This window comes from Pseudomonas sp. GW456-12-1-14-TSB6 (assembly GCF_059424205.1).
This window is the reverse complement of record NZ_JBWKZE010000007.1, coordinates 198,768-224,646: the sequence shown is the minus strand read 5'-3', so window position 1 is coordinate 224,646 and position 25,879 is coordinate 198,768. Positions and strand designations below refer to the sequence as shown.

Here is a 25,879-nt window from a genome sequence, read left to right as displayed (position 1 = left end):
GCGTAGGTGTAGATCTCGGTGTACGGCGGAATGGCCACGTCCGCTTCGGCGAAGCTGATCTTCAGGACGATGAAGAACGGCAGCATGAAGAACAGGAACAGCCAGATGAACGGGACCCCGATGACCAGTTGGCGGCCACCGGGAATTATTCGATTGAGCCGGCGTTTGAATTTGCGCATGTTCATGAGCGAAGTACCACGCCGCTGTCGTCTTCCCACCACACGTAGACCTGATCGCCCCAGGTCGGACGTGCGCCACGGCGTTCGGCGTTGGCCACGAACGACTGCACCAGCTTGCCGCTCGGCAATTCGACGTAGAACACCGAGTGACCGCCGAGGTAGGCGATGTCATGCACCTTGCCGCTCGACCAGTTGTACTCGCAGGTCGGCTGATCGGCGGTGACCAGCAGTTTTTCCGGACGGATCGCGTAGGTCACGGACTTGTCCTGCACCGAGGTGCTGATGCCGTGGCCGACGTAGATCTGCCGGTCGAGATCCTTGCAGGTGATGGTCGCGTGGCCTTCGGCGTCGTCGATCACTTCGCCTTCGAAGATGTTCACGTTACCGATGAATTCGCAGACCAAGCGGCTGGTCGGCGTTTCGTAGATGTCGATCGGGCTGCCGATCTGGGCGATCCAGCCCAGGTGCATGATCGCGATGCGCTCGGCCATGGTCATGGCCTCTTCCTGGTCGTGGGTCACCATCACGCAGGTCACGCCGACGCGCTCGATGATCTCCACCAGCTCCAGCTGCATCTGCGAACGCAATTTTTTGTCCAGTGCGCCCATCGGCTCGTCGAGCAGCAGCAGTTTCGGCCGCTTGGCCAGCGAACGCGCGAGTGCCACACGCTGACGCTGGCCGCCGGACAACTGGTGCGGCTTGCGCTTGGCGTACTGGCTCATCTGCACCAGCTTGAGCATCTCGGCCACGCGGGCGTCGATCTCGGCCTTGGGAATCTTGTCCTGTTGCAGGCCGAAGGCGATGTTCTGCGCCACGGTCATGTGCGGGAACAGCGCGTAGGACTGGAACATCATGTTGATCGGTCGCTCGTACGGCGGCATGTCGGTGATGTCGACGCCGTCGAGGAAAATGCGCCCCTCCGTGGGCCGTTCGAACCCTGCCAGCATCCGCAGCAGAGTGGATTTGCCCGATCCCGAACCGCCGAGCAGGGCAAAGATTTCGCCCTTCTTGATTTCCAGGGACACATCGTCCACGGCAACCGTCTCGTCGAACTTCTTGGTGACCCGGTCGATTTTGACCAGCACCTGTTTCGGTGTCTGGTCGCCCTCGAGGGCTTTCTTATAGGCGCCGGAGGCAACTGCCATTTACGAAACTCCCAGAAAAAAAGAGTGCAGTCCGCCCACGCAAGACGAACCCAGGATAGTTGGTACGTTGACGCTATTTACCCGACTTGACCTTGGTCCAGCTGCGGGTCATCAAACGCTGAATGTTCGGTGGCAGCTCGATCGACACGTAGGTCTTGTCGAGCACCGCCTGCGGTGGATAAACCGACTCATCGGTGCGGATGGACTGCTCCATCAGCTTGTCCGAACCCGGGTTGGGGTTGGCGTAACCGACGTAATCACTGACCTGAGCGATCACCTCAGGTTTCAGCAAATAGTTGATGAAGGCGTGGGCTTCCTTGACGTTGGCCGAATCCTTCGGAATCGCCAGCATGTCGAACCACAGCGCGCCGCCCTCTTTCGGGATCGAGTAGGCGATGTTCACGCCCTTCTTGGCTTCTTCGGCGCGATTCTTGGCCTGGAAGATGTCGCCGGAGAAACCGATGGCCACGCAGATGTCGCCGTTGGCCAGATCACCGATGTATTTCGAAGAATGGAAGTAGGTCACGTAAGGACGCACCGCCAGCAACTTGGCCGTGGCCTTCTCGTAATCCTTGGGATTGGTGCTGTTGGCGTTCAGGCCCATGTAGTTGAGCACGGTCGGCATCATTTCATCGGCCGAATCGAGGAACGCCACGCCGCAGCTCTGCAGCTTCTTGATGTTCTCCGGCTCGAACAGCACGCTCCAGGAGTCGATCTTGTCGACGCCGAGCACGGCTTTCACTTTGTCGACGTTGTAGCCGATGCCGTTGGTGCCCCACAGGTACGGCACGGCGTACAGGTTGCCCGGATCGTTCTGCTCCAGACGCTTGAGCAGCACCGGATCAAGGTTGGAATAGTTCGGCAGCTGCGCCTTGTCGAGCTTCTGGAAAGCGCCCGCCTTGATCTGCTTGCCGAGGAAGTGGTTCGACGGCACGACCACGTCGTAACCGGTACGCCCGGCGAGCAGTTTGCCTTCCAGGGTTTCGTTGGAGTCGAACACGTCGTAGACCGGTTTGATCCCGGTTTCTTTCTGGAAATCGGCCAGGGTGGTCTCGCCGATGTAATCCGACCAGTTATAAATATGCACAGTACCGGCGGCGTGGGCACCGACAGCGAACGTCAGGCCGGCAGCGGCCAGCAGGGCATTGCGCAAAGAAGAAAAAACAGGCAAGTGGAGGTCCTCTGATTTAGTTGGGCCCAAGTTGCCCCGTGCTGCATGACAGTCACGGTTGCCCGGCAACAAAACCGGCGCGCAACTTACCTTCGAAAAACCGTTCCAGCAAAACTTTCCGTCATTTAATTGCACCGCTGACCGCCCGGTTGAAGGCGACGGCCAACGGTGGCCGCTTCAAACCGGCTTATTTACCGGATTTGATCTTGGTCCAGCTGCGAGTGATCAGGCGCAGGGTGGCCGCGTCCAGATCGCTGATCGCATAGAGCTGCTTCTTCACTTCAGCCGAAGGGTAGATGCTCGGATCGCTGGTGATTTCCTTGTCCACCAGGGCGGTGGCCGCCTTGTTGCCGTTCGGGAAACGCACGGCGTTGGTGATTTCAGCCATCACTTTCGGCTCGAGCAGGTAGTTCATGAACTTGTAGGCGGCTTCGACGTTTTCGGCATCCTTGGGAATGGCGACCATGTCGTAGAAAGTACCGGCACCTTCTTTCGGAATGGTGTAGGCCAGTTTGACCTTGTCACCGGCTTCCTTGGCGCGGGTCTTGGATTGCTCCAGGTCACCCGAATAGCCGACCGCTACGCAGATGTTGCCGTTGGCCAGGTCCGAGATGTACTTCGAGGAGTGGAAATAAGCCACCGAAGGACGAATCTTGAGGAACAGGTCTTCGGCGGCTTTCAGGTCAGCCTTGTCCTTGCTGTTGGTCGGTTTGCCCAGATAGTGCAGAGCCGCCGGAATCATTTCGGTCGGCGCGTCGAGGAAGCTCACGCCGCAGCTTTTCAGCTTCTCGATGTTTTCAGGCTTGAACACGATGTCCCAGGAATCGATCTTGTCGATGCCCAGTGCAGCCTTGACCTTGGCCGGGTTGTAGCCGATGCCGATCGAACCCCACATGTACGGGAACGCGTGCTTGTTGCCCGGGTCGCTGGCGTCGCCAACGGCCTTGAGCAAGTCTTCGTCGAGGTTCTTCCAGTTCGTCAGCTTGGACTTGTCCAGTTCCTGATAAACGCCGGCCTTGATCTGCTTGGCCAGGAAGTTGTTGGAAGGCACCACGATGTCGTAACCGGACTTGCCGGCCAGCAGCTTGGCTTCCAGGGTTTCGTTGCTGTCGAAAACGTCATAGACGACCTTGATGCCCGTCTCTTTTTCGAAATTGGCAACCGTGTCCGGCGCGATGTAGTCGGACCAGTTGTAAACGTGCAACACCTTGTCGTCCGCCTGGACCGCACCCGCCATCACGCCCATCAGGGACATGGCGAGCAGAGTCTTGCCAGCGAGCTTTTTGCCTAATGCCTTCATGCGTTAATGCTCCAAATTTTTCTTTTTTGAACCACTTTGTTCAGCGGCCGAACCCGGACAACTGGAACCGCGGCTAGTCTGGCAAGATCCGAGGCAGTCTTTCAAGAAAAGACCAGCCCTTCTGACAGCTCCGAGCGACAGCGCAACAGCTCCATCGCTCAGAGCCTAGCACTTAGCCCTGCAACGCACTCAGGGTCAGGTCCAGGCACTTGCGTGCCTTTGTCACCAGCTCGTCGATCTCCGCCTTGCTGATCACCAGCGGCGGCGCGATGATCATGGTGTCGCCCACGGCACGCATGATCAGCCCGTTGTCGAAGCAGAACTGGCGGCAGATCATGCCCACACCCTTGCCTTCGTAACGCTTGCGAGTGGCCTTGTCCTGCACCAGCTCGATGGCCCCCAGCAGACCGACTCCGCGCACTTCACCCACCAACGGGTGATCGTTCAGTTCGCGCAGACGTTTCTGCAAATACGGTGCCGTTTCTTCATGGGCGCGTTCGATGATTTTCTCTTCGCGCAGAATCCGGATGTTTTCCAGACCCACCGCCGCCGCCACCGGGTGACCGGAGTAGGTGAAGCCGTGGTTGAAGTCGCCGCCCTCGTTGAGCACCGCCACCACTTCGTCACGCACGATCAGACCACCCATCGGGATGTAGCCGGACGTCAGGCCTTTGGCGATCGTCATCATGTGTGGCTTGAGGTCGTAGAAATCGCTGCCGAACCATTCACCGGTACGGCCGAAACCGCAGATCACTTCGTCAGCCACGAACAGAATGTCGTACTTGGCGAGGATCTCCTTGATGCGCGGCCAGTAGGTGTCTGGCGGAATGATCACACCGCCGGCGCCCTGGATCGGCTCGGCAATAAAGGCACCGACGTTGTCCACGCCGACTTCCAGAATCTTTTCTTCCAGCTGATTGGCTGCCCAGATCCCGAACTCTTCCGGGGTCATGTCGCCGCCTTCGGCGAACCAGTACGGCTGGGCGATGTGGACGATGCCCGGAATCGGCAGGTCGCCCTGTTCGTGCATGTAGGTCATGCCGCCCAGGCTTGCGCCGGCCACGGTGGAACCGTGGTAGCCGTTCTTGCGGCTGATGATGACTTTCTTGTTCGGCTGGCCCTTGATCGCCCAGTAGTGGCGAACCATACGCAGCATGGTGTCGTTGCCTTCGGAACCGGAGCCGGTGAAGAACACGTGGTTCATGCCTTCTGGCGCCACGTCGGCGATGGCCTTGGCCAGTTCCAGCGCCGGCGGGTGCGCGGTCTGGAAGAACAGGTTGTAGTAAGGCAGTTCGCGCATCTGTTTGGCGGCAGCATCCGCCAGCTCATCGCGTCCATAACCGATCGCCACACACCACAGACCCGCCATGCCATCGAGGATCTTGTTGCCCTCGCTGTCCCACAGGTACACGCCCTTGGCGTTGGTGATGATCCGTGGACCCTTTTCTTTCAGCTGCTTGAAGTCGCTGAACGGGGCCAGGTGGTGATCGCTGCTGAGGGCTTGCCACTCACGGGTTTGCGGGTTGTTGCTGGTCATGCCAATTCTCCTTGTTATCGGTGAAGGCGCGGCGGCTGACCACCGCGCCCGGCGTATCAGACGGCGAAGAGCAGGTACTCACGCTCCCAGGAACTGATCACGCGCTTGAAGTTTTCATGCTCGGCCCGCTTGACCGCGACGTAGCCGGTGATGAAGGTCTTGCCCAGGTACTTCTCGATGGTCGCGCTGTTTTCCATGCGTTCCAGGGCGTCTTCGATGGTCAGCGGCAGGCGCAGGTTGCGGCGCTCGTAACCACGGCCCACGACTGGCGCGCTCGGGTTGATGCCTTCGACCATGCCGATGTAGCCGCAGAGCAGGCTCGCGGCAATCGCCAGGTACGGGTTGGCGTCGGCGCCCGGCAGGCGGTTTTCCACCCGACGGTTCTGCGGGCCGGCATCCGGGACGCGCAGGCCCACGGTGCGGTTTTCTTCGCCCCACTCCACGTTCACCGGCGCCGAGGTGTCCGGCAGGAAGCGGCGGAACGAGTTGACGTTCGGGGCGAACAGCGGCAACAGCTCAGGGATCAGTTTCTGCAGGCCACCGATGTGGTGCAGGAACAGCTGGCTCATGGTCCCGTCTTCATTCGAGAACACGTTCTTGCCGGTCTCGATGTCGATGATGCTCTGGTGCAGGTGCATCGCACTGCCCGGCTCACCGGTCATCGGCTTGGCCATGAAGGTCGCGGCCACGTTGTGCTTGAGCGCGGCCTCACGCATGGTGCGTTTGAACACCAGGATCTGGTCGGCCAGCGACAGGGCATCGCCGTGACGGAAGTTGATTTCCATCTGGGCCGTGCCGTCCTCGTGGATCAGCGTGTCGAGGTCCAGCTCCTGCAATTCGCACCAGTCGTAGACGTCTTCGAACAGCGGATCGAATTCGTTCGCCGCTTCGATGGAGAACGACTGACGACCGATCTCCGGACGCCCGGAACGGCCGACTGGCGGTTGCAGCGGATAGTCGGGGTCGTCACTGCGTTTGGTCAGGTAGAACTCCATTTCCGGCGCCACGATCGGCTGCCAGCCCTTGTCGGCATAGAGTTTCAGGACTTTCTTGAGGACGTTGCGCGGCGACAGCTCGATCGGGTTGCCTTGCTTGTCGTAGGTGTCGTGGATCACCTGGGCGGTCGGCTCGATGGCCCATGGCACCAGGTACACGGCGTTCTGGTCGGGACGGCAGATCATGTCGATGTCGGCCGGGTCGAGCAGTTCGTAATAGATGTCGTCTTCGACGTAGTCGCCGGTCACGGTCTGCAACAGAACGCTCTCTGGCAGGCGCATGCCTTTTTCGGCGATGAACTTGTTGGTCGGCGAGATCTTGCCCCGGGTGATACCGGTCAAGTCGCCGATCATGCATTCGACTTCTGTGATCTTGTGGTCTTTCAACCAATCGGTGAGCTGGTCGAGGTTGTTACTCATAAATGCCTCTGGGCTGAGTCTCCTGACAGATGTCAGGCAATGTTTGACGCACCAGGCGTCGCGTTAAAGGGCCTTGCTTGCGCGCAGTGCCGGCTTACGCCCGGCACCGCGCATAGACAATGAAGGAGGAGCTTACCTGCCCTTTACGCTGGCGTTGCATTTCCTGTGCACATCCCGGGCGTGCAGAATCACGGGCACGACGACGGGCGCGGTGCGGGCCGGGAGAGGGAAAGAGATCTATATTGAAAGGAGAACCGCTAAAGAGGATGCCTTCGCACACGTCCAGAATATCGGACGCTGCCGCTCGATCTGCCATGGATCTGGAGATCGCTGACACGTTGCAGGCCTTGCTGGCCGCGCTGCGGACGGACGTGTCGCCACTGATGTGGTAAGCATGCAGACCGGACTGCAAAGAGCAGTCGGTGACGCCGATTAACGGCAGGCGAGACATGAAGCACCCCGGTATTATTGCTGTTATGGGTTTGATCGGAGCTTAGCCTTGTTCATTTTTTTACACAACACCCCCGTAAAAAATACAACACGGTCTGCTCAAGCCTGCGGGTGGCGCGTCCTTCACGGATAAAAAAATGCCCCAAAGTGCCCCATAAACGCCCTCGCGGCGCTTTTTCAGGGCACAAAAGGCCTCGCTTGACTTCGGCAGGCCGTTCGGGTTGACTGAAACCAGAAAAGATCAATGATTGATATTTTTAACAACAAAGGTGTTGCATCATGTCGGTACCCCCGCGTGCCGTTCAGCTTAACGAAGCGAACGCGTTCCTTAAGGAACATCCTGAGGTTCTGTACGTTGACCTTCTGATTGCGGATATGAATGGTGTGGTGCGCGGCAAGCGCATCGAACGCACCAGCCTCCACAAGGTTTACGAGAAAGGCATCAACCTGCCGGCCTCTCTATTTGCTCTGGATATCAATGGCTCCACGGTGGAAAGCACCGGTCTGGGCCTGGACATCGGCGACGCCGACCGTATCTGCTATCCAATCCCCGATACCCTGTGCAACGAGCCATGGCAGAAGCGCCCGACCGCGCAACTGCTGATGACCATGCACGAACTGGAAGGTGACCCTTTCTTCGCCGACCCGCGCGAAGTGCTCCGTCAAGTTGTTGCAAAGTTTGACGAGCTCGGCCTGACCATCTGCGCCGCGTTCGAACTCGAGTTCTACCTGATCGACCAGGAAAACGTGAACGGCCGCCCTCAGCCGCCACGCTCGCCGATCTCCGGCAAACGCCCGCATTCGACCCAGGTTTACCTGATCGACGACCTCGACGAATACGTCGACTGCCTCCAGGACATTCTGGAAGGCGCGAAAGAGCAAGGCATTCCGGCCGACGCCATCGTCAAGGAAAGTGCCCCGGCGCAGTTCGAAGTGAACCTGCACCACGTCGCCGACCCGATCAAGGCATGCGACTACGCGGTCCTGCTCAAGCGTCTGATCAAGAACATCGCCTACGACCATGAAATGGACACCACTTTCATGGCCAAGCCGTACCCGGGCCAGGCAGGCAACGGTCTGCACGTCCACATTTCGGTTCTCGACAAAGAAGGCAAAAACATTTTTGCCAGCGAGGATCCCGAGCAGAACGCCGCGCTGCGTCACGCGATCGGCGGTGTGCTCGAGACCCTGCCCGCGCAGATGGCTTTCCTCTGCCCGAACGTCAACTCCTACCGTCGTTTCGGCGCACAGTTCTACGTGCCGAACTCGCCGAGCTGGGGCCTGGACAACCGCACCGTGGCCCTGCGCGTACCGACCGGCTCCGCCGATGCGGTCCGTCTGGAACACCGCGTGGCCGGCGCCGACGCCAACCCGTACCTGCTGATGGCTTCGGTGCTGGCGGGCGTGCATCACGGCCTGACCAACAAGATCGAGCCGCCGCCTCCCACCGAAGGCAACAGCTACGAGCAGAACGAGCAGAGCCTGCCGAACAACTTGCGCGATGCCCTGCGCGAGCTGGACGACAGCGAGGTGATGGCCAAGTACATCGATCCGAAATACATCGATATCTTCGTCGCCTGTAAAGAGAGCGAGCTGGAGGAGTTCGAACACTCCATCTCCGACCTCGAGTACAACTGGTACCTGCATACCGTTTAAGCGGATTGCAGGAATAAAAAGCGCTGCCGGCTTCATCAGCCCGCAGCGTTTTTTTATGGCCGCCTGCGGCGGATCGCTGGCAAGCCAGCTCCCACAGGGTTCTGTTGTGTACTCAAATCTTGTGTTCGACACAGATACCTGTGGGAGCTGGCTCGCCAGCGATGGCGGCCGACAAGACAACACAAGAGCCGGCTCGTACAATGCCCGCTGCCCCGCAGGAGACTTTCATGACGCGTCCCGCCCCCGTCCGCAAACCCCGTGCCCGCAGTCAGGCGCGGATCGATTCGATACTCGACGCCGCGCGCACGCTGCTGGCCGCCGAGGGCGTGGCGAGCCTGTCGATCTACAGCGTGGCCGAGCGCGCGCAGATTCCGCCCTCCTCGGTCTACCACTTCTTCGCCAGCGTCCCGGCGCTGCTCGAAGCGCTGACGGCGGATGTGCACGCAGCCTTCCGCGCGTGCCTGCAGGCGCCAATCGATCACGATGCCCTGCGCGACTGGCGCGACTTGTCGCGGCTGGTCGAAGAGCGGATGCTGGAGATCTATGGCGAGGATGCCGCCGCCCGCCAGCTGATCCTCGCGCAGCACGGCCTCACCGAAGTCACCCAGGCCGACCGCCAGCACGACCTCGAACTGGGCGACCTGATGCACAAGCTGTTCGACCATCACTTCGAACTGCCGCGCCTGCCGGATGATGTCGATGTGTTCGCGCTGGCCATGGAGCTGGGCGACCGCGTCTACGCCCGTTCGGTGCAGCAGCACGGGCAGATCACCCCGCGCATGGCCGAGGAAGGCATGCGGGTGTTTGATGCCTATATCGGGCTGTATCTGCCGCCCTATCTGCCCAAACGGATTCTCTAGCGATGATCGTTCCCACGCTCTGCGTGGGAATGCAGCCCGTGACGCTCCGCGTCACTGGACGCGGAGCGTCCCCAGAGGCATTCCCACGCGGACGGTTCGACGCCTCGACGTGGGAACGATCAACATCAGCGATCAACAAAAAACCCCGAAGGGCTCACACCCTTCGGGGTTGTTTTTTACTCACAGGCTTACAACTTGGCGATGGACACCTCGGTGGACTTCACGAAGGCGATCACTTCGCTGCCGACCTCCAGTTCCAGCTCCTTGACCGAACGGGTGGTGATCACCGACGTGACGATGCCGGAAGCGGTCTGCACGTCGATTTCCGACAGCACGTCGCCGAGAACGATCTCCTTGATCGCGCCTTTGAACTGGTTGCGTACGTTGATGGCTTTGATAGTCATGATATTTCTCCTGAGGTCGAAATAAGCCGCAAGTTGCGAGCTTCAAGCTGCAAGCAAAAGCACTGAGCTTCTACTTGCAGCTTGTAGCTTGCTGCTCGCAGCTGCTTCATTGCGCCCAACGCAGTTGCGTAGGCAAGGGTGAAACGGGTTCCGGCGCCGGCGGCTCGCCGGGCAGGGACAACACTCGGTTGAGCACTTCGGTTTCCAGCGCGGCCAGGCGATGGGAGCCACGCACCCGAGGGCGCGGCAGCTCCACTTGCAGGTCGAGGCCGACTTCGCCGTCCTCGATCAGAATCACCCGGTCGGCAATCGCCACCGCTTCGCTGACGTCGTGGGTCACCAGCAACACGGTGAAACCATGCTGTTGCCAGAGACGTTCGATCAGTTGCTGCATCTCGATCCGGGTCAGCGCATCCAGTGCGCCCAGCGGCTCGTCGAGCAACAGCAGACGCGGCTGATGGATCAAGGCTCGGGCCAGCGCCACGCGCTGCTTCTGCCCACCGGACAGTGCCGCCGGCCATTCATTGGCGCGATCGGCGAGGCCGACTGCATCCAGCGCCTGCAAGGCTTGCGGGCGCCAGTCGCCCTTGAGGCCGAGACCGACGTTGTCGATGATCTTTTTCCACGGCAGCAGCCGCGCTTCCTGGAACATCAACCGGGTGTCATCCCGCGCATCGCTGAGCGGTGCGGCACCGGCGAGCAAATCGCCGCCAGTGGGTTGATCGAGGCCGGCGAGCAAGCGCAGAAATGTGCTCTTGCCGCATCCGCTGCGCCCGACCACGGCGACAAACTGCCCTGCCGGAATGTGCAGATCGATGTCACGCAGTACCTGCCGCGAGCCGAAAGTCTTTTGCAGGTTGCGCACCGCCAGCGGAATCCCGCGCAGCAGGCGTGGAGGTTGTTGAGCGGTCATGCCGCACCTCCTTTCGCCACTTGATACGCCGGATGCCAGCGCAGCCACACACGTTCAAGTCCACGGGCCGCGAGGTCGGCCAGTTTGCCGAGCACCGCGTACAGCAGAATCGCCAGCACCACCACGTCGGTCTGCAGGAACTCGCGGGCATTCATCGCCAGGTAACCGATGCCGGAGCTGGCGGAGATGGTTTCCGCCACGATCAGCGTCAACCACATGAAGCCCAGGGCGAAGCGCACGCCGACCAGAATCGAAGGCAGCGCGCCCGGCAGAATCACCTGCCAGAACAGGCTGAAACCGGACAGGCCATAACTGCGTGCCATTTCCACCAGCGCCGGATCGACGTTGCGGATGCCGTGATAGGTGTTGAGGTAGATCGGGAACAAGGTGCCCAATGCCACCAGGAAAATCTTCGCCGACTCATCGATGCCGAACCACAGGATCACCAGCGGAATCAGCGCCAGGTGCGGCACGTTGCGGATCATCTGCACCGAGCTGTCGAGCAGGCGTTCACCCCACTTCGACAGGCCGGTGATGAACCCCAGCACCAGGCCGATGCTGCCACCGATGGTGAAGCCCAGCGCGGCGCGCCAGCCGCTGATTGCCAGGTGCGTCCAGATTTCGCCGCTGCGCACCAGGCTCACGCCGGCTTCGATCACCGCCACCGGCGCCGGCAGAATCCGCGTCGACAGCCAACCGGCCGACACCGACAACTGCCACACCGCCAGCAACAACACCGGCAACGCCCAGGGCGCGAGGCTGTGGATAAATTTCTTCATGGCGGCGCCTCAGCTCTGGGACGCGGCTTTGGGAAGAATGTCGTTGGCCACCATCTCCCCGAACGGGCTGACGTAACCGGCGCTTTTCGGCAATTCCGGGCGCTCGACGTCGAGGTGCGGGAACAGCAGTTCGGCCACCCGATACGATTCTTCAAGGTGTGGATAACCGGAGAAGATGAAAGTATCGATGCCCAGATCCGCGTATTCCTTCACCCGTGCAGCCACGGTCGGACCGTCGCCAACCAGCGCCGTACCGGCACCGCCGCGCACCAGACCGACGCCGGCCCACAGGTTCGGGCTGACTTCGAGGTTGTCACGGCTGCCACCGTGCAGTGCGGCCATGCGCTGCTGGCCGACCGAATCGAACCGCGCCAGCGAAGCCTGGGCACGTTTGATGGTGTCGTCGTCCAGGTGCGAGATCAGGCGATCTGCCGCTTGCCAGGCCTCGGCGTTGGTTTCCCGCACGATCACATGCAGACGAATGCCGAAGCGCACGGTGCGGCCGAGCTTGGCGGCCTTGGCGCGAACCTGCTCGATTTTCTCGGCAACGGCGGCGGGCGGCTCGCCCCAGGTCAGAACCATTTCCACTTGTTCGGCGGCCAGATCCTGCGCGGCTTCCGACGAGCCACCGAAATACAGCGGCGGACGCGGTTGCTGGATCGGCGGATAGAGCAATTTGGCGCCCTTCACGCTGATGTGCTCGCCGTCGTAATCCACGGTTTCGCCTTCCAGCACCCGACGCCAGATCCGGGTGAATTCCACCGAGGCCTGATAGCGCGCTTCGTGATCGAGGAACAGACCGTCGCCGGCCAACTCTTCCGGATCGCCACCGGTCACCAGGTTGAACAGCGCACGACCGCCGGACAACCGATCCAGCGTTGCTGCCTGACGCGCTGCCACCGTCGGGGAAATGATCCCGGGGCGCAGGGCGACAAGGAACTTCAGACGCTGGGTCACCGGGATCAGCGAGGCCGCCACCAGCCACGAGTCTTCGCAGGAACGGCCGGTGGGAATCAGCACGCCGCCGAAACCCAGGCGATCCGCCGCTTGCGCGACCTGTTGCAGATAGCCGTGATCGACGGCGCGGGCACCTTCGGCGGTGCCAAGGTAATGGCCGTCGCCGTGGGTAGGCAGGAACCAGAAGATGTTGAGGCTCATGGAGTGGTCTCCTTGGGGATTCGATTTACTGGGCTTGGGTGACCGAGCTTTGGGCCACTGCGGCCGGCGGGGTCCAGATCACGTCCTTGATGCTCAACGGCTTGGGAATCAGCTTGAGCTGGTAGAAGGTGTCAGCGATTTTCTGTTGCGCGGCGACCACTTCCGGGGTCAGGAACAGCGCGCCGTAGCCCTGGCGCTTCACCGAGGTCAGGGTGATGTCTGCCGGCAGGCCGAGCAGCGGCGACACCTGTTGGGTCACGTCTTCCGGATTGGCCTTGGACCACTCGCCGACGGCGCGCACTTCTTCCACGAGGGTCTTGATCACCTCGGGATTTTTCTGTGCGTAGGGTTTGGTCGCCAGGTAGAACTGGTGGTTGTCGACGATGCCTTTGCCGTCACGCAGGGTGTGCGCTTGCAGCTGTTTTTCGGCGGCGGCCTGGTACGGGTCCCAGATGACCCAGGCGTCGACGCTGCCACGCTCGAACGCGGCGCGGGCATCCGCCGGCGGCAGGAATACGGTTTGAATGTCGGTGTACTTGAGGCCGGCATCTTCCAGCGCACGCACCAGCAGGTAGTGGACGTTGGAGCCTTTGTTCAGCGCGACTTTCTTGCCCTTGAGATCCGCCACCGATTTGATCGGCGAATCTTTCGGCACGAGGATCGCTTCGCTGTTCGGCGCTGGTGGCTCGTAGGCGACGTAGAGCAGATCGGCACCGGCCGCCTGGGCAAAGACCGGCGGGGTTTCGCCAGTGACGCCGAAGTCGATCGAGCCGACGTTCAGGCCTTCCAGCAGTTGCGGGCCGCCGGGAAATTCAGTCCATTGCACGTCGACGCCTTGGGCGGCGAGACGTTTTTCCAGGGTGCCCTTGGCTTTGAGCAGCACCAGCGTGCCGTATTTCTGATAACCGATTCGTAGCGTCTCGGCTTGAGCTTGAGTGATGGCGCCGAAGGACACAGCCGCAGCAAACAGAGCGACCAGACCACGACGCAAAAATACAGTGCGCATAGCGCTCTCCTTTTTGCTGTTGGGTTTTGGCTGCACCTGCTTGGCCGTTGGCGGCTGAGTAAGGTGAGTACTTCAAGTTTCGGTGTGGCTCAAATGCTCCAGCGAGCACTCAACAAACGTTCGTTCAGCAGCCCCGGCTCCAGCGGCTTCGGCCGGCGGGCCATGGCGCTGACAAACTGGTCCAGCGCTTCATGCAACCGCTGCTCCAGAGCCGGAGCCAACTGGGCCTGGGCACTGCCTTCGCCGTAGGCGATCTGGCTGTCCTCGGCAAAAATCCCTTGCAGCATTTCCTGGGCCTTCAACGCCGACAGCACCGGTTTGAGGGCGTAATCGACCACCAGCATGTGAGCGATGCTGCCGCCGGTAGCCATCGGCAGAACAATCTTGTGGTTCAGCGCACGCTCGGGCAGCAGATCCAGTACGGTCTTCAGGGCACCGGAAAACGACGCCTTGTACACCGGCGTAGCGATCAGCAGGCCATCGGCGTTTTCAATCTGTTGCAGCAAGTCGAGCACCTTCGGGCTGTCGAAGCGGGCGTGAAGCAGGTCTTCGGCCGGGAAGTCCCGCACCTGATAACTCACCACTTCCACCCCTTGCTGCTGCAACCAGCGTTGCGAGCGTTCCAGCAACACCCCTGAGCGGGAACGTTGACTGGGACTGCCACCGAGTGAGACGACCAGCATTCAGAAAATTCCTTGCGCGTTACAGGCGATTCGCGGGTTGCGATCTCGCTTCGATGTGAGTGACCTTACCAGCTGATTCATATATCCATAAATCATATTTATTCATTTGGTTATTCTTTATGGAGATATGCATTTCCCTTTCCTGCGGGCAAAAAAACAGGCCGTCAAAGCGGCCTGAAACCCTGCATCGTGGTTCCTAGTGACTGATCGTTCCCACGTCGAGGCGTCGAACCGTCCGCGTGGGAATGCCGCCCGTGACGCTCTGCGTCACAGTGGACGCGGAGCGTCCATATATTCATTCCCACGCAGAGCGTGGGAACGATCCGAGGTAGGTTATTTGTTCGGCTGTGGGGTGAGGCGCAGGTACGGTTTCACCGCGCGGTAGCCTTTCGGAAAGCGTTGCTTGATTTCGTCTTCGTCCTTGAGCGACGGCACGATCACCACTTCTTCACCGTCCTGCCAGTTGGCCGGGGTGGCTACCTTGTAGTTGTCGGTGAGCTGCAGCGAATCGATCACCCGCAGGATCTCGTGGAAGTTGCGCCCGGTGCTCGCCGGGTAGGTGATGGTCAGGCGGATCTTCTTGTTCGGATCGATCACGAACAGCGAACGCACGGTCAGGGTGTCGTTGGCGTTCGGGTGGATCAGATCGTACAGATCGGACACCTTGCGATCGGCATCGGCCAGGATCGGGAAGTTGACGATGGTGTTCTGGGTTTCGTTGATGTCCTCGATCCACTTGTGGTGCGAATCCACCGGGTCGACCGACAGTGCAATGGCCTTCACGCCGCGTTTGGTGAACTCGTCCTTGAGTTTGGCGGTGAAGCCCAGCTCGGTGGTGCACACCGGGGTGAAGTCTGCCGGGTGGGAAAACAGCACGCCCCAGCTATCGCCCAGCCATTCGTGGAAACGAATCTTGCCGGCGCTGGAATCCTGTTCGAAATCGGGGGCGATATCGCCAAGTCTGAGGCTCATGGTGCGGCTCCTGATGAGTGGTTGGAGACCTCAACTGTAGCTCGTGATTCGTTCTTCTGAAAAAGAATAAATAACTAGATATCTATATCTTTATTGAATATTAAACATCTGTTCACTGGACGCCCCGCAGCATCGCGACGAACATCGCGCTCAAGGTTCGAGAAGGCCTTGAGTTGCTGTAAAGAGGGGAACATCGGGAAAGGCTTACGGGGGTGAGCCGGACCCGAAAACGCAAAAGCCCCGTCCGGCGCGATGCCGGACGGGGCTTTTTTACATCAGTGCAGGACCGCGCTATTACAGCAGCGGGATCGAGTAGCTGACGATCAGGCGGTTTTCGTCCTGGTCGCGCTGACCTGGGATGTCGTTGCGCCAGGTAGCGTTTTTCCACATCAAGCCCAGATTCTTCAGCGGACCTTCTGGAACGACGTAACCAACGGTCAGGTCGCGTTCCCACTCGGAGCGGCCAGTAGCGTTGACACTGACCTGGTTGAAACCGACACGGCCGGTGGTGTCGATATTGTCGCCACGCAGGTAAACCACACCGGCGGTCAGGCCAGGCAGGCCGACTTTGGCGAAGTCATACGAGTAGCGAGCCTGCCAGGTACGCTCGCCAGCACGACCGAACTTCTGGATTTGCATGTCAGTGATGGTGTAGTTCGAAGAACCGTCACCTTGGTTCAGCCACGGGAAGTCGCTGTTACCGTTGCTGACCTGATAACCGCCACCGAAGGTATGACCAGCAACGGTGTACAGGAACAGACCGCTGTACAGGTTGTTGTCGACCTTACCTTTGGTGATGCCAGTACCGTAGTCACCGGAGGTGTAGTAGTTGGCATCGGTGCCATTTTTACCGTCGTCACGGCTGTTGAAGTAACGGAAATCAGACTTCAACACGCCAGGGCCGATTGCCCAGTTGTGCACCAGGCCCAGGAAATGTTGCTTGTAGAACTGGTCCAGATTGCCGTAGTAGTACTGGGCAGTCAGGTCTTTGGTGATTTTGTAGTCACCACCAGCATAGATGAACTTGTTGCTGTCGCGGCCACTCGCAGTACGACCGTTGGCGCCAGCGATCGACAGTTCTTCGTTGTTGCTGGAGTTACGACCCTTGACGTGCTCGATCTGACCGCCAACAAGGGTCAAGTCCTTGATGTCGCCCGAAGTGATCTGACCACCCTGGAAAGTTTGCGGCAGCAGACGACCATCGTTTGTAACGATAACCGGGTTTTTAGGCTGCAGAGTACCCAGCTTCAGTTCGGTCTGGGAGATCTTGGCCTTGGCAGTCAGACCCAGGCTGGAGAAGTTATCAACCGCTTCGCCATTGGATTTGCTCGGAAAAACAGTGCCGCCGTAGGAGCCGTAGTTGGTCGCTGTCGCCGGGGAAGCGCCGTTAGTACCACCACCCGAGTCCAGACGCACGCCCAGCAGGCCGATGGCGTCGATACCGAAGCCTACAGTGCCTTGGGTGTAACCGGAGATGAAGCGCAGATCGAAGCCTTGGCCCCATTCTTCCTGCTTGCTTTGAACGCCTGCACGCTTGTTGGCAGGAGCGTTGACGTCGCCATCGCGGTTGTCAGTGTTGATGTAGAAGTTACGCAGACCCAGAGTGGCCTTGCTGTCTTCGATGAAACCGGCGGCGCCTGCCTGCTGCGCCAAAACCCCTACGGCCACGGCCAGGGCCAAGGTGGACTTGTTCATGTTTCGCTCCTCTCGTTTCTAATTCTTGTGTTCCTGGTCCGGGGTCTGATGCCCCTGGATCCTAAGATGCGCGATTAGCGCCAGACCGTGACTGACAAGTCAATCGTAACCTTGTATGTCTACGACCAAGGTCTAATCGCAGTGATTTGGTCCCTGCAGGGTAAAGACTTCCTGATAAACCCAAAAAGAATTTATTCATTCTTTTTCATACCATTCGGCTATATGGCCAGCCAATTGCCATCTGCACCGGGATACAGCGTATCGGCGACTACGCTCATTACTAAATGGTATTTGTTAGCCTTTTTTTAGATCGATTAGCTTTGACTCAACCCCGATTCGTCAATCCCTATCAAAAAGGCGACGCCATGATGGCCAAACGCGCACTATCTAGTCAATTTGTTACAGTTTGTGTGTCGGCGCTGATTTCTTTTTCAGCCCATGCCGCCAACCTCACCGTGGGCTACCAGACCGGTATCGACCCAAGCAAAGTCCCCCAGGCCGACGGCGTGTACGAGAAGGCCATCGGCGAGAAAATCGACTGGCGCCGGTTCAACAGCGGCCCGGAAGTTGTGACAGCCATCGCCTCCGGCGATGTGCAGATCGGCAACCTCGGCTCGAGCCCGCTGGCGGCCGCCGCTTCGCGCAATCTGCCGATCGTGGCCTTTATCGTCTCGGCGCAGATCAATGCCGCCGAAGCGCTGGTGGTGCGCAACGGCAGCGGTATCAACAAGCCCGAAGACCTGATCGGCAAGACCATCGCCACCCCGTTCGTTTCCACCTCCCACTACAGCCTGCTCGGCGCGCTCAAGCACTGGGGCCTGGACACTTCGAAAGTCAAAGTGGTGAACCTGCAACCCGCAGAAATCGCGGCCGCCTGGAAACGTGGCGACATCGACGGCGCCTTTGTCTGGTCGCCGGCGCTGGGTGAAATCCGCAAAACCGGCAAGACCCTGACCGATGCCGCGCAGGTCGGCCAATGGGGCGCGCCGACCTTCGAAGTCTGGGTAGCGCGCAAGGACTTTGCCGAGAAGCATCCTGAAGTCGTGGCCAGGTTCGCCAAGGTGACCCTGGACTCGTTCGCTGATTACGCGGCCCATAAAGACAGCTGGACGGCCGACTCGGTGCCTGTACAGAAAATCGCCAAACTGACCGGTGCCAATCCTGCCGACGTTCCGGAATTGCTCGCGGGCTCGGCGTTCCCGGACGCCAAGGCGCAACAGACCACGGCGCTGCTGGACGGCGGTACGGCGAAAGCGATTGCTGAGACGGCGAAGTTTTTGAAGGAACAGGGCAAGGTCGAAAGCGTTCTGCCTGACTACTCGCCGTATGTCAGTGCGAAGTTTGTAGCCGAATAAACGCTATCGCGAGCAGGCTCGCTCCCCCACAGGCTCGGTGAACCTTTGTGGGAGCGAGCCTGCTCGCGATGAGGGCGTCACATCACAGAGACTTTTCGAAGATCTTCGAATTGCGCTGATAGTTATAAAGAGAAGCCCGAGCCGCCGGCAGACGTTCGACGCTGCTTGGTTCGAAGCCACGCTCGCGGAACCAGTGGGCGGTGCGGGTGGTGAGAACGAACAGGGTTTTCAGGCCTTGCGCCCGGGCACGGGTCTCGATGCGCTCGAGCAGTTCGTCGCCGCGACCGCCATGGCGATACTCAGGATTCACCGCCAGGCACGCCAGCTCGCCGGCATCCGAATCGGCAATCTGATACAGCGCCGCACAGGCGATGATCATCCCTTCACGCTCGACCACGCTGAACTGCTCGATCTCGCGCTCCAGCACTTCGCGCGAGCGACGCACCAGAATCCCCTGCTCTTCCAGCGGGCTGATCAGATCGAGCAAGCCGCCGACGTCTTCAATCGCCGCCTCGCGTACCAGTTCGAATTGCTCCTGGGCCACCAGCGTACCGCCACCGTCACGGGTGAACAGTTCGGTCAGCAGCGCGCCGTCCTCGGCATAACTGACGATATGGCTGCGCGCCACGCCGCCACGACAGGCTTCGGCGGCGGCATCCAGCAGTTCCGCCTGATAGTTGCTGCCCAGACGCTGCAAATGCGCCGGCACTTGCTGCGGACGTAGCTCGCGCACCAGTTTGCCGTTTTCGTCGATCAGACCGAGGTCGGCACCGAACAGCAGCAGCTTGTCTGCGCCCAGATCGATGGCAGCGCGGGTCGCCACGTCTTCGCAGGCCAGGTTGAAGATTTCACCGGTCGGCGAATAACCCAGCGGCGACAGCAACACGATGGAGCGCTCGTCGAGCAGGCGGTTGATGCCTTTGCGGTCGACCCGGCGCACTTCGCCGGTGTGGTGATAGTCGACACCTTCCAGCACGCCGATCGGCCGCGCCGTCACGAGGTTGCCGCTGGCCACCCGCAGGCGCGAGCCCTGCATCGGCGAGGAGGCCATGTCCATCGACAGCCGCGCTTCGATGGCGATACGCAACTGGCCGACCGCGTCGATCACGCACTCCAGCGTCGCGGCATCGGTGATGCGCATGCCGTGGTGGTAATGCGGGGTCAGCCCGCGTGCGGCGAGGCGAGTTTCGATCTGTGGACGGGAACCGTGAACCAGCACCAGCCGCACGCCGAGGCTGTGCAGCAATACGATGTCATGGACGATGTTGCCGAAATTCGGATGCTCCACGCCGTCGCCCGGAAGCATGACAACGAAGGTGCAATCGCGGTGAGCATTGATATAAGGAGACGCGTGGCGAAGCCAATTGACGTATTCGGGCATGAACCTGGGCCTGTAATAAATAGCAGCCGGAAAAAGGGCAGAACGGAAAACGCACAGCGGGCTGATGGTTATCGTCGGAACAGGCTTGGCGACACGCGCGCTCTCCTCATGAATACGGGTGGGTGTTTGGGCAATTTATACAGCTTTGAGACAGTAATGTTCGATCAACTGCCGCAATAGATGCACGGTAGGCTGCAAACGTGACATTTCGAGGTACTCGCCCGGTTGGTGCGCACAGCCGATGTCGCCGGGGCCGAGTACGATGGTTTCGCAGCCAAGGCGCTGAAGATAAGGCGCTTCGGTGCCGAACGCTACCGCTTCGGCCTTGTGGCCGGTGAGTTTTTCGGCAATTCGCACCAGTTCCGCGTCTTCGGCCTGCTCGAACGGCGGCACTTCGGGAAACAGCGGCGCGTAATCGATCTTCACTTTATGCCGCTCGGCGACCGGGTTGAGTTTGCGCAGGATCTCGCTGCGCAAGACGTTCGGGTCCATCCCCGGCAACGGCCGCAGATCGAATTCCAGCGAACACTGGCCGCAGATGCGGTTCGGGTTGTCGCCCCCGTGGATACAGCCGAAGTTCATGGTGGGTTGCGGCACGCTGAACTGCGGGTTGTTGAATTCGCGCTGCCACAGCAGGCGCAGGCCGCGCAGTTCGCCGATGGCATCGTGCATCGCTTCGAGTGCACTGTGCCCCAGGCGCGGATCCGACGAATGGCCGCTCTGCCCGAGGATATCGATGCGCTCCATCATGATGCCCTTGTGCATGCGGATCGGCTTGAGCCCGGTCGGCTCGCCGATCACTGCCGCCCGGCCCAGCGGTCGCCCCGCTTCGGCCAGCGCCCGGGCACCGGACATCGAGCTTTCTTCATCGCAGGTAGCGAGGATCAGCAGCGGCTGCTTGAACGATTGATCGAGCAGCGGTTGCACGGCTTCGATGATCAGGGCGAAGAAGCCCTTCATGTCGCAACTGCCGAGGCCGACCCAGCGGCCGTCGACTTCGGTGAGTTTCAGCGGGTCGGTTTTCCACAGCGCATCGTCGTACGGCACCGTGTCGCTGTGTCCGGCCAGCACCAGCCCGCCGGGGCCGCTGCCGAAACTGGCGAGCAGATTGAATTTGCCGGGGTTGACCTGCTGGATGTCGCAGCTGAAACCCAGGTCGCCGAGCCAGCCCGCGAGCAGATCGATCACCGCCCGGTTGGACTGGTCGAGGCCCGGCTGGGTGCAACTGACCGACGGCGCGGCGATCAGTGCAGCGAACTGGTCTTGCATGGACGGCAAAGGCATCGCTGACTCCAACTCCCGAATTGAGGTTCATCATAGAACCATCCGGCGCCGAGAATAAACCGCCGCAAAGCGTAGGAAGGTTCAGTCCTGTACACTGCACGGCCTTGGCAGCCACACATTCCCCCGGCTGCGCTCCCGATCCTGGATTTTCCGGCCATGCAGAAAGAAACCGAAATCAAACTCCGCGTCAGCCGCGAAACCCTCGCCGCCCTGCGCGAGCACCCTCTCCTGAAAAAACGCAACAAAAGTGGCTGGGAACGCCGTGAGTTGATGAATCAGTACTTCGACACGCCTGAGCGTGACCTGGCCCGGGCCAAGGTTGCCCTGCGCCTGCGCAAGGACGGCGAAGAGGTGATTCAGACCCTCAAGACCCGTGGCCAGAGCGTCGCCGGCCTGTCCGAGCGTAACGAGTACGACTGGAACCTGCCCAAAGCCAAGCTCGACGTGAAAAAACTCGACGGCGAGTGCTGGCCCGAGTCCCTCGCCGAGCTGGACAAGAAAACCCTGAAGCCGATCTTCACCACCGATTTCGTCCGCGAGCGTGCCGAAATCGCCTGGGGCCGTGGCAAGACCAAAGTGGTCATCGAAGCCGCGCTGGACCTGGGCCACGTGGTAGTCGGCAAACAGAAAGAAGAAATCTGCGAGCTGGAACTGGAGCTGCGCGAAGGCGAGCCTGCCGCGCTGCTGGAACTGGCCGCCGAACTGGCCGAAACCCTGGCCCTGATGCCGTGCGACATCAGCAAGGCCGAGCGCGGCTATCGCCTGTACGACGCCAACAGCTACTCGCTGAGCCTGCCGGCGCCGGCCATTACCGCTGAAACCCCGCTGGACGACGCCTTCGCCGCCCTGGCCTGGCACTTGCTCGGCAGCAGCCAGCGTCTGGCCGAACAGTATCGCTTCAACGGCCACTGGCGCCTGCTGCAGGACTGGGTCGAGAACCTCGCGGAAATGCGCGCCCTGCTGAGCAGCCTCGGCCAGGCCGCACCGCGTCCGTCGACCCACGACTTGCGCGTTGCCCTCGATGCCCTGCTGGAAGACTGGCGTCCGCTGGTGCAGGTCGGCATCGAAGACGAAGACGTGCGCAAGGCCGCGCCGGAGCAGTTCCTCGAAGAACTGGAAGACCCGCGCTGGGGCCTGTTCTCGCTGAACGCTTCGCGCTGGTTGCTGGCCCGTACCTGGACGGCTGACCGCAACACCCGTGGCAATCGTCAGGGTGCCGCGCAGTTGCAAAGCTGGCTGCCGCGCCTGCTGGGCGAAGAAGCCACTTCGCTGCAACTGCAGCGTTATCAGCAGCAGCCGGAAGATCTGGCCGAGCAATTGCCGCGCATCGAACGCATCCAGGTCTGGCTGCACCACGCGCGCAACGTGCTGGAAATCCCGGAAATGGATCGTCTGTACGGCGAGCTGAACAAACTGGCGCAACTGGCCAACGAACCGACCATCACCGACGAACTGCTCGATGCACGCAAGCATCAGGCGATTGCGGTTTACCAGAACCGTGCCTGGAAAATGCTGCTGCGCATGTAACACCGCCATCGCTGGCAAGCCAGCTGTGTGATCGTTCCCACGTCGAGGCGTCGAACCGTCTGCGTGGGAATGCAGCCCGGGACGCTCCGCGTCCCAAAGCGGACGCAGAGCGTCCATTGAGGCATTCCCACGCGGGAGCGTGGGAACGATCATCACCGCGCAATCAACGCAGTACCGGCAAACTCGTCGTCGACTTGATCTCCGACAACGCCACGATCGAGTTCACTTCCTGAATCCCCGGCACCAGTGACAGCTTCTCGAAAAAGAACCGCTCATACGCCTCGATGTCCGCCGCGACAATCCGCAACAGAAAATCCACCGCCCCCATCAGCACGTAACACTCCAGCACTTCGGGAAAGCCGCGAATCGCCTCGGTGAACTCAGTGAAGTTCGAACGGCCGTGGGCGTTGAGTTTGATCTCGGCGAAAATCTGCGTGTTCAGGCCGATTTTCTTGCGATCGAGCAAGGTCACCTGGCCGCGAATGATCCCCTCCTCCTTCATCCGCTGAATCCGCCGCCAGCACGGCGATTGCGACAGGCCCACCTGTTCGGCGATCTGTGCGCTGGACAAGGAAGCGTCCTCTTGCAGCAGGGCGAGAATGCGCCGGTCGTAGCTGTCCAGCTCGCTGTGCATAAATAATCCTCAAATTCAGCCAAACCCGAATTGATCTACCCGATCAATAGCGTAATCGGCTCATCTTAGATAAGAAATGCCCGGCATCGAATGTAAAAATTCCTCCACTGATTCCGGAGACCTGTCATGCCACACCTCGAAGCCGTCAACACCCCTGCGCCCCGTGCCGATGTGTGGAACGCCAGCAACGCCCATTGCCTTGCGCAGTACCAGATCCTGGCCGAGGCCGAGCCGGATTTGCTGGTGCGGGTGCTGAACCTGTTCGCCTTGCAGTGCCTCACCCCGGAACAGCTCAATGTCCAGCGGCTGGACGACTTGCTGTCGATCGACATCGTCATGGGTGGCCTGAGCTGGCACCGCGCCCAGGTGATCGCGGAAAAACTTCGTAACCTGATCAGCGTCTGCTCGGTGAACCTGCAAAATCCCGACGCGGCGTGGGATGCACCGGCGCAGGCGGCCGGCTGACAAGAACCGAAACGTCTTCGTCGGGTAGTGGCCCAACGGTCGGCGGGGCCACGACTATCCTTTGCGCACTGTCGTTCAAAAGGAGCCCGCATGTCCGTTCAACTCGCCACTCAGGACCGCTGGCTGGATCTCAATGAGGTACTGCGTGAACTGGTCGCCCAGGGTTTCATCAGCCAGGACTCGGCCGAGCAGGCGCTGAATGCCCGGCGCCGGCATGCCGCCCACGGCCAGAAGCACCCGCTGGAATTCATCGCCAGCCAGCAACTGGACGACCTCAGCCGTCCGGGCAAACACCTCGACCTGGAAAGCCTGACCCTGTGGCTGGCGCAGCAGGCCGGCCAGCCGTACCTGCGAATCGATCCGCTGAAGATCAACGTCGCCGCCATCACGCCGCTGATGTCCTATGCCTTTGCGCAGCGCCACAAGATCCTCGCGGTGTCGGTCGACCGCGACGCGGTGACCGTGGCCAGCGCCCAGCCCTATGTCAGCGGCTGGGAGGCGGATCTGACTCACGTCCTCAAATTGCCGATCAAGCGAGTGGTGGCCAACCCGGCGGACATTCAGCGTTTCAGCGTCGAGTTCTTCCGCCTCGCCAAATCGGTCAGCGGCGCCAGCAATGCCGATGCGCAGGGCGGCAACCTCGGCAACTTCGAGCAACTGCTCAACCTCGGCGCCAGCGATCAGGAGCCGGACGCCAACGATGCGCACATCGTCAACATCGTCGACTGGCTGTTCCAGTACGCCTTCCAGCAACGGGCCAGCGATATCCACATCGAACCCCGGCGCGAACAAGGCACGGTGCGTTTTCGCATCGACGGCGTGCTGCACAACGTCTATCAATTTCCGCCGCAGGTGACGATGGCCATCGTCAGCCGCCTGAAAAGCCTTGGCCGGATGAACGTCGCCGAGAAACGCAAACCCCAGGACGGCCGGGTCAAGACCAAGACTCCGGACGGCGGTGAAGTCGAGTTGCGGCTGTCGACCCTGCCCACCGCGTTCGGCGAAAAAATGGTCATGCGAATCTTCGACCCGGAGGTGCTGCTCAAGGATTTCGATCAACTTGGCTTTTCCGCCGACGACCTGCGCCGCTGGCAGGACATGACCCGCCAGCCCAACGGCATCATCCTGGTCACCGGCCCGACCGGTTCCGGCAAGACCACCACGCTGTACACCACGCTGAAAAAACTGGCGACCCCGGAGGTCAACCTCTGCACCATCGAAGACCCGATCGAGATGGTCGAGCCGGCCTTCAACCAGATGCAGGTCCAGCACAACATCGACCTGTCCTTCGCCGCCGGTGTGCGCGCGCTGATGCGACAAGACCCGGACATCATCATGATCGGCGAGATCCGCGACCTGGAAACCGCCGAAATGGCGATCCAGGCGGCGCTGACCGGGCACCTGGTACTCTCGACCCTGCACACCAACGATGCGCCGAGCGCCATCAGCCGTCTGTTGGAACTCGGCGTGCCGCATTACCTGATCAAGGCCACCGTGCTTGGCGTGATGGCGCAACGCCTGGTGCGCACACTGTGTCCGCACTGCAAGGCGCCGCTGACCCTGGACGAAGAAGACTGGCAAACCCTGACCCGGCCGTGGCAGGCGCCGCTGCCGGGCAATGCGCAACGGGCGATCGGTTGCCTGGAGTGCCGCGACACCGGTTATCACGGGCGCGCCGGGGTCTACGAAATCATGCAACTGACCGACAGCCTCAAGGCCTTGATCAGCCCCGACACCGATCTCACTGCGATCCGTCGGCAGGCGTTCAAGGAAGGCATGCGCAGCCTGCGATTGTCCGGCGCGCAGAAAGTCGCGGCGGGGCTGACAACTCTTGAAGAAGTATTGCGCGTGACACCACAAAGTGAGCAGAAATAGCCTCTCACGGAACCGGATCGTGGAAGTCGCGATCC

Annotated in this window: 22 protein-coding genes and 1 pseudogene; 6 read left to right on the top strand and 17 right to left on the bottom strand. The window is 60.7% G+C overall.

The window, feature by feature from the left end; all coding sequences use genetic code 11:
- The 6 genes and pseudogenes from AC07Y2_RS09220 to AC07Y2_RS09195 form a co-directional block, all read right to left on the bottom strand.
- Window positions 1-185: pseudogene (locus AC07Y2_RS09220) on the bottom strand (putrescine ABC transporter permease PotH); the annotation flags it as partial.
- The gene (locus AC07Y2_RS09215; RefSeq protein WP_007953506.1) at window positions 182-1,324 is read right to left on the bottom strand and encodes an ABC transporter ATP-binding protein; all 1,143 of its coding nucleotides are present in this window, start codon (window positions 1,322-1,324) and stop codon (window positions 182-184) included. The pseudogene AC07Y2_RS09220 and the gene AC07Y2_RS09215, both read right to left, overlap by 4 nt.
- Before the next feature lie 73 nt (window positions 1,325-1,397).
- Window positions 1,398-2,495: a polyamine ABC transporter substrate-binding protein gene (locus tag AC07Y2_RS09210; RefSeq protein ID WP_039765389.1), complete on the bottom strand. Its 1,098-nt coding sequence runs from the start codon at window positions 2,493-2,495 to the stop codon at window positions 1,398-1,400.
- Window positions 2,496-2,682: 187 nt separating this feature from the next.
- Window positions 2,683-3,795 carry a polyamine ABC transporter substrate-binding protein gene (locus tag AC07Y2_RS09205; RefSeq protein WP_011336446.1) on the bottom strand — a complete coding sequence of 371 codons (1,113 nt, stop codon included), beginning with the start codon at window positions 3,793-3,795 and terminating at the stop codon, window positions 2,683-2,685.
- 172 nt (window positions 3,796-3,967) lie between these two features.
- Window positions 3,968-5,332 carry an aspartate aminotransferase family protein gene (locus AC07Y2_RS09200; protein WP_039765388.1) on the bottom strand — a complete coding sequence of 455 codons (1,365 nt, stop codon included), beginning with the start codon at window positions 5,330-5,332 and terminating at the stop codon, window positions 3,968-3,970.
- Window positions 5,333-5,388: 56 nt separating this feature from the next.
- Entirely contained in the window at window positions 5,389-6,747 is a 1,359-nt protein-coding gene (locus AC07Y2_RS09195; protein ID WP_007953514.1) for a glutamine synthetase family protein, read from the bottom strand.
- A 729-nt stretch (window positions 6,748-7,476) separates the two neighbouring features.
- Here AC07Y2_RS09195 and AC07Y2_RS09190 point away from each other — a divergent pair.
- The gene (locus AC07Y2_RS09190) at window positions 7,477-8,853 is read left to right on the top strand and encodes a glutamine synthetase family protein (protein ID WP_039765386.1); all 1,377 of its coding nucleotides are present in this window, start codon (window positions 7,477-7,479) and stop codon (window positions 8,851-8,853) included.
- Window positions 8,854-9,080: 227 nt separating this feature from the next.
- The gene (locus AC07Y2_RS09185; protein WP_039765384.1) at window positions 9,081-9,713 is read left to right on the top strand and encodes a TetR/AcrR family transcriptional regulator; all 633 of its coding nucleotides are present in this window, start codon (window positions 9,081-9,083) and stop codon (window positions 9,711-9,713) included.
- Window positions 9,714-9,901: 188 nt separating this feature from the next.
- On the opposite strand, the gene AC07Y2_RS09180 is transcribed toward AC07Y2_RS09185, so the two are convergent.
- From AC07Y2_RS09180 to AC07Y2_RS09145, 8 genes are all read right to left on the bottom strand, one after another.
- The gene (locus AC07Y2_RS09180; protein WP_007953520.1) at window positions 9,902-10,117 is read right to left on the bottom strand and encodes a TOBE domain-containing protein; all 216 of its coding nucleotides are present in this window, start codon (window positions 10,115-10,117) and stop codon (window positions 9,902-9,904) included.
- A gap of 106 nt (window positions 10,118-10,223) precedes the next feature.
- Window positions 10,224-11,030 carry an aliphatic sulfonates ABC transporter ATP-binding protein gene (gene ssuB, locus AC07Y2_RS09175; protein WP_039765381.1) on the bottom strand — a complete coding sequence of 269 codons (807 nt, stop codon included), beginning with the start codon at window positions 11,028-11,030 and terminating at the stop codon, window positions 10,224-10,226.
- Window positions 11,027-11,809: an aliphatic sulfonate ABC transporter permease SsuC gene (gene ssuC / locus AC07Y2_RS09170; protein WP_011336451.1), complete on the bottom strand. Its 783-nt coding sequence runs from the start codon at window positions 11,807-11,809 to the stop codon at window positions 11,027-11,029. Before ssuC ends, ssuB begins: the two co-directional genes overlap by 4 nt.
- Before the next feature lie 9 nt (window positions 11,810-11,818).
- Complete coding sequence (gene ssuD, locus AC07Y2_RS09165; protein WP_011336452.1) at window positions 11,819-12,967, bottom strand: FMNH2-dependent alkanesulfonate monooxygenase; 1,149 nt, start codon at window positions 12,965-12,967, stop codon at window positions 11,819-11,821.
- Window positions 12,968-12,992: 25 nt separating this feature from the next.
- Window positions 12,993-13,973 (bottom strand): sulfonate ABC transporter substrate-binding protein, encoded by a 981-nt coding sequence (locus AC07Y2_RS09160; RefSeq protein WP_007953529.1) that lies wholly within the window; start codon window positions 13,971-13,973, stop codon window positions 12,993-12,995.
- Window positions 13,974-14,062: 89 nt separating this feature from the next.
- Window positions 14,063-14,656, bottom strand: a complete 594-nt coding sequence (gene ssuE / locus AC07Y2_RS09155) for an NADPH-dependent FMN reductase (RefSeq protein WP_011336454.1) — start codon at window positions 14,654-14,656, stop codon at window positions 14,063-14,065.
- A gap of 333 nt (window positions 14,657-14,989) precedes the next feature.
- On the bottom strand, window positions 14,990-15,628 hold the full coding sequence (locus tag AC07Y2_RS09150) for a peroxiredoxin (RefSeq protein ID WP_011336455.1): 639 nt from the start codon (window positions 15,626-15,628) through the stop codon (window positions 14,990-14,992).
- A gap of 294 nt (window positions 15,629-15,922) precedes the next feature.
- On the bottom strand, window positions 15,923-17,323 hold the full coding sequence (locus AC07Y2_RS09145; protein WP_103385903.1) for an OprD family porin: 1,401 nt from the start codon (window positions 17,321-17,323) through the stop codon (window positions 15,923-15,925).
- A gap of 365 nt (window positions 17,324-17,688) precedes the next feature.
- On the opposite strand from AC07Y2_RS09145, the gene tauA reads away from it, so the two are divergent.
- Window positions 17,689-18,678 (top strand): taurine ABC transporter substrate-binding protein, encoded by a 990-nt coding sequence (gene tauA, locus AC07Y2_RS09140; protein WP_103385902.1) that lies wholly within the window; start codon window positions 17,689-17,691, stop codon window positions 18,676-18,678.
- Between the two features lie 82 nt (window positions 18,679-18,760).
- On the opposite strand, the gene argA is transcribed toward tauA, so the two are convergent.
- The gene (gene argA, locus AC07Y2_RS09135; RefSeq protein WP_007951778.1) at window positions 18,761-20,059 is read right to left on the bottom strand and encodes an amino-acid N-acetyltransferase; all 1,299 of its coding nucleotides are present in this window, start codon (window positions 20,057-20,059) and stop codon (window positions 18,761-18,763) included.
- A 135-nt stretch (window positions 20,060-20,194) separates the two neighbouring features.
- A complete protein-coding gene (gene argE / locus AC07Y2_RS09130; protein WP_085667367.1) occupies window positions 20,195-21,343 on the bottom strand; it encodes an acetylornithine deacetylase in 1,149 nt (382 codons plus the stop codon).
- A 156-nt stretch (window positions 21,344-21,499) separates the two neighbouring features.
- Here argE and AC07Y2_RS09125 point away from each other — a divergent pair, with 156 nt between their 5' ends.
- On the top strand, window positions 21,500-22,870 hold the full coding sequence (locus AC07Y2_RS09125) for a CYTH domain-containing protein (RefSeq protein ID WP_007951783.1): 1,371 nt from the start codon (window positions 21,500-21,502) through the stop codon (window positions 22,868-22,870).
- A gap of 163 nt (window positions 22,871-23,033) precedes the next feature.
- Here the strand turns inward: AC07Y2_RS09125 and AC07Y2_RS09120 are convergent, their stop codons facing one another.
- The gene (locus AC07Y2_RS09120) at window positions 23,034-23,504 is read right to left on the bottom strand and encodes an Lrp/AsnC family transcriptional regulator (protein ID WP_007951785.1); all 471 of its coding nucleotides are present in this window, start codon (window positions 23,502-23,504) and stop codon (window positions 23,034-23,036) included.
- A 126-nt stretch (window positions 23,505-23,630) separates the two neighbouring features.
- On the opposite strand from AC07Y2_RS09120, the gene AC07Y2_RS09115 reads away from it, so the two are divergent.
- Both AC07Y2_RS09115 and tfpB read left to right on the top strand, forming a co-directional pair.
- The gene (locus tag AC07Y2_RS09115) at window positions 23,631-23,969 is read left to right on the top strand and encodes an ACT-like domain-containing protein (RefSeq protein ID WP_074690075.1); all 339 of its coding nucleotides are present in this window, start codon (window positions 23,631-23,633) and stop codon (window positions 23,967-23,969) included.
- Between the two features lie 90 nt (window positions 23,970-24,059).
- Window positions 24,060-25,844, top strand: a complete 1,785-nt coding sequence (gene tfpB, locus AC07Y2_RS09110) for a type IV pilus assembly ATPase TfpB (RefSeq protein ID WP_103385901.1) — start codon at window positions 24,060-24,062, stop codon at window positions 25,842-25,844.
- Window positions 25,845-25,879 lie beyond the last annotated feature (35 nt).

Bases quoted from the DNA above. Each gene is read 5' to 3' on its own strand.
- AC07Y2_RS09215 (WP_007953506.1), bottom strand. From the start codon at position 1,324: ATGGCAGTTGCCTCCGGCGCCTATAAGAAAGCCCTCGAGGGCGACCAG.
- AC07Y2_RS09205 (WP_011336446.1), bottom strand. From the start codon at position 3,795: ATGAAGGCATTAGGCAAAAAGCTCGCTGGCAAGACTCTGCTCGCCATG.
- AC07Y2_RS09200 (WP_039765388.1), bottom strand. From the start codon at position 5,332: ATGACCAGCAACAACCCGCAAACCCGTGAGTGGCAAGCCCTCAGCAGC.
- AC07Y2_RS09195 (WP_007953514.1), bottom strand. From the start codon at position 6,747: ATGAGTAACAACCTCGACCAGCTCACCGATTGGTTGAAAGACCACAAG.
- AC07Y2_RS09190 (WP_039765386.1), top strand. From the start codon at position 7,477: ATGTCGGTACCCCCGCGTGCCGTTCAGCTTAACGAAGCGAACGCGTTC.
- AC07Y2_RS09185 (WP_039765384.1), top strand. From the start codon at position 9,081: ATGACGCGTCCCGCCCCCGTCCGCAAACCCCGTGCCCGCAGTCAGGCG.
- AC07Y2_RS09180 (WP_007953520.1), bottom strand. From the start codon at position 10,117: ATGACTATCAAAGCCATCAACGTACGCAACCAGTTCAAAGGCGCGATC.
- ssuB (WP_039765381.1), bottom strand. From the start codon at position 11,030: ATGACCGCTCAACAACCTCCACGCCTGCTGCGCGGGATTCCGCTGGCG.
- ssuC (WP_011336451.1), bottom strand. From the start codon at position 11,809: ATGAAGAAATTTATCCACAGCCTCGCGCCCTGGGCGTTGCCGGTGTTG.
- ssuD (WP_011336452.1), bottom strand. From the start codon at position 12,967: ATGAGCCTCAACATCTTCTGGTTCCTGCCTACCCACGGCGACGGCCAT.
- AC07Y2_RS09160 (WP_007953529.1), bottom strand. From the start codon at position 13,973: ATGCGCACTGTATTTTTGCGTCGTGGTCTGGTCGCTCTGTTTGCTGCG.
- ssuE (WP_011336454.1), bottom strand. From the start codon at position 14,656: ATGCTGGTCGTCTCACTCGGTGGCAGTCCCAGTCAACGTTCCCGCTCA.
- AC07Y2_RS09150 (WP_011336455.1), bottom strand. From the start codon at position 15,628: ATGAGCCTCAGACTTGGCGATATCGCCCCCGATTTCGAACAGGATTCC.
- AC07Y2_RS09145 (WP_103385903.1), bottom strand. From the start codon at position 17,323: ATGAACAAGTCCACCTTGGCCCTGGCCGTGGCCGTAGGGGTTTTGGCG.
- tauA (WP_103385902.1), top strand. From the start codon at position 17,689: ATGATGGCCAAACGCGCACTATCTAGTCAATTTGTTACAGTTTGTGTG.
- argA (WP_007951778.1), bottom strand. From the start codon at position 20,059: ATGCCCGAATACGTCAATTGGCTTCGCCACGCGTCTCCTTATATCAAT.
- argE (WP_085667367.1), bottom strand. From the start codon at position 21,343: ATGCCTTTGCCGTCCATGCAAGACCAGTTCGCTGCACTGATCGCCGCG.
- AC07Y2_RS09125 (WP_007951783.1), top strand. From the start codon at position 21,500: ATGCAGAAAGAAACCGAAATCAAACTCCGCGTCAGCCGCGAAACCCTC.
- AC07Y2_RS09120 (WP_007951785.1), bottom strand. From the start codon at position 23,504: ATGCACAGCGAGCTGGACAGCTACGACCGGCGCATTCTCGCCCTGCTG.
- AC07Y2_RS09115 (WP_074690075.1), top strand. From the start codon at position 23,631: ATGCCACACCTCGAAGCCGTCAACACCCCTGCGCCCCGTGCCGATGTG.
- tfpB (WP_103385901.1), top strand. From the start codon at position 24,060: ATGTCCGTTCAACTCGCCACTCAGGACCGCTGGCTGGATCTCAATGAG.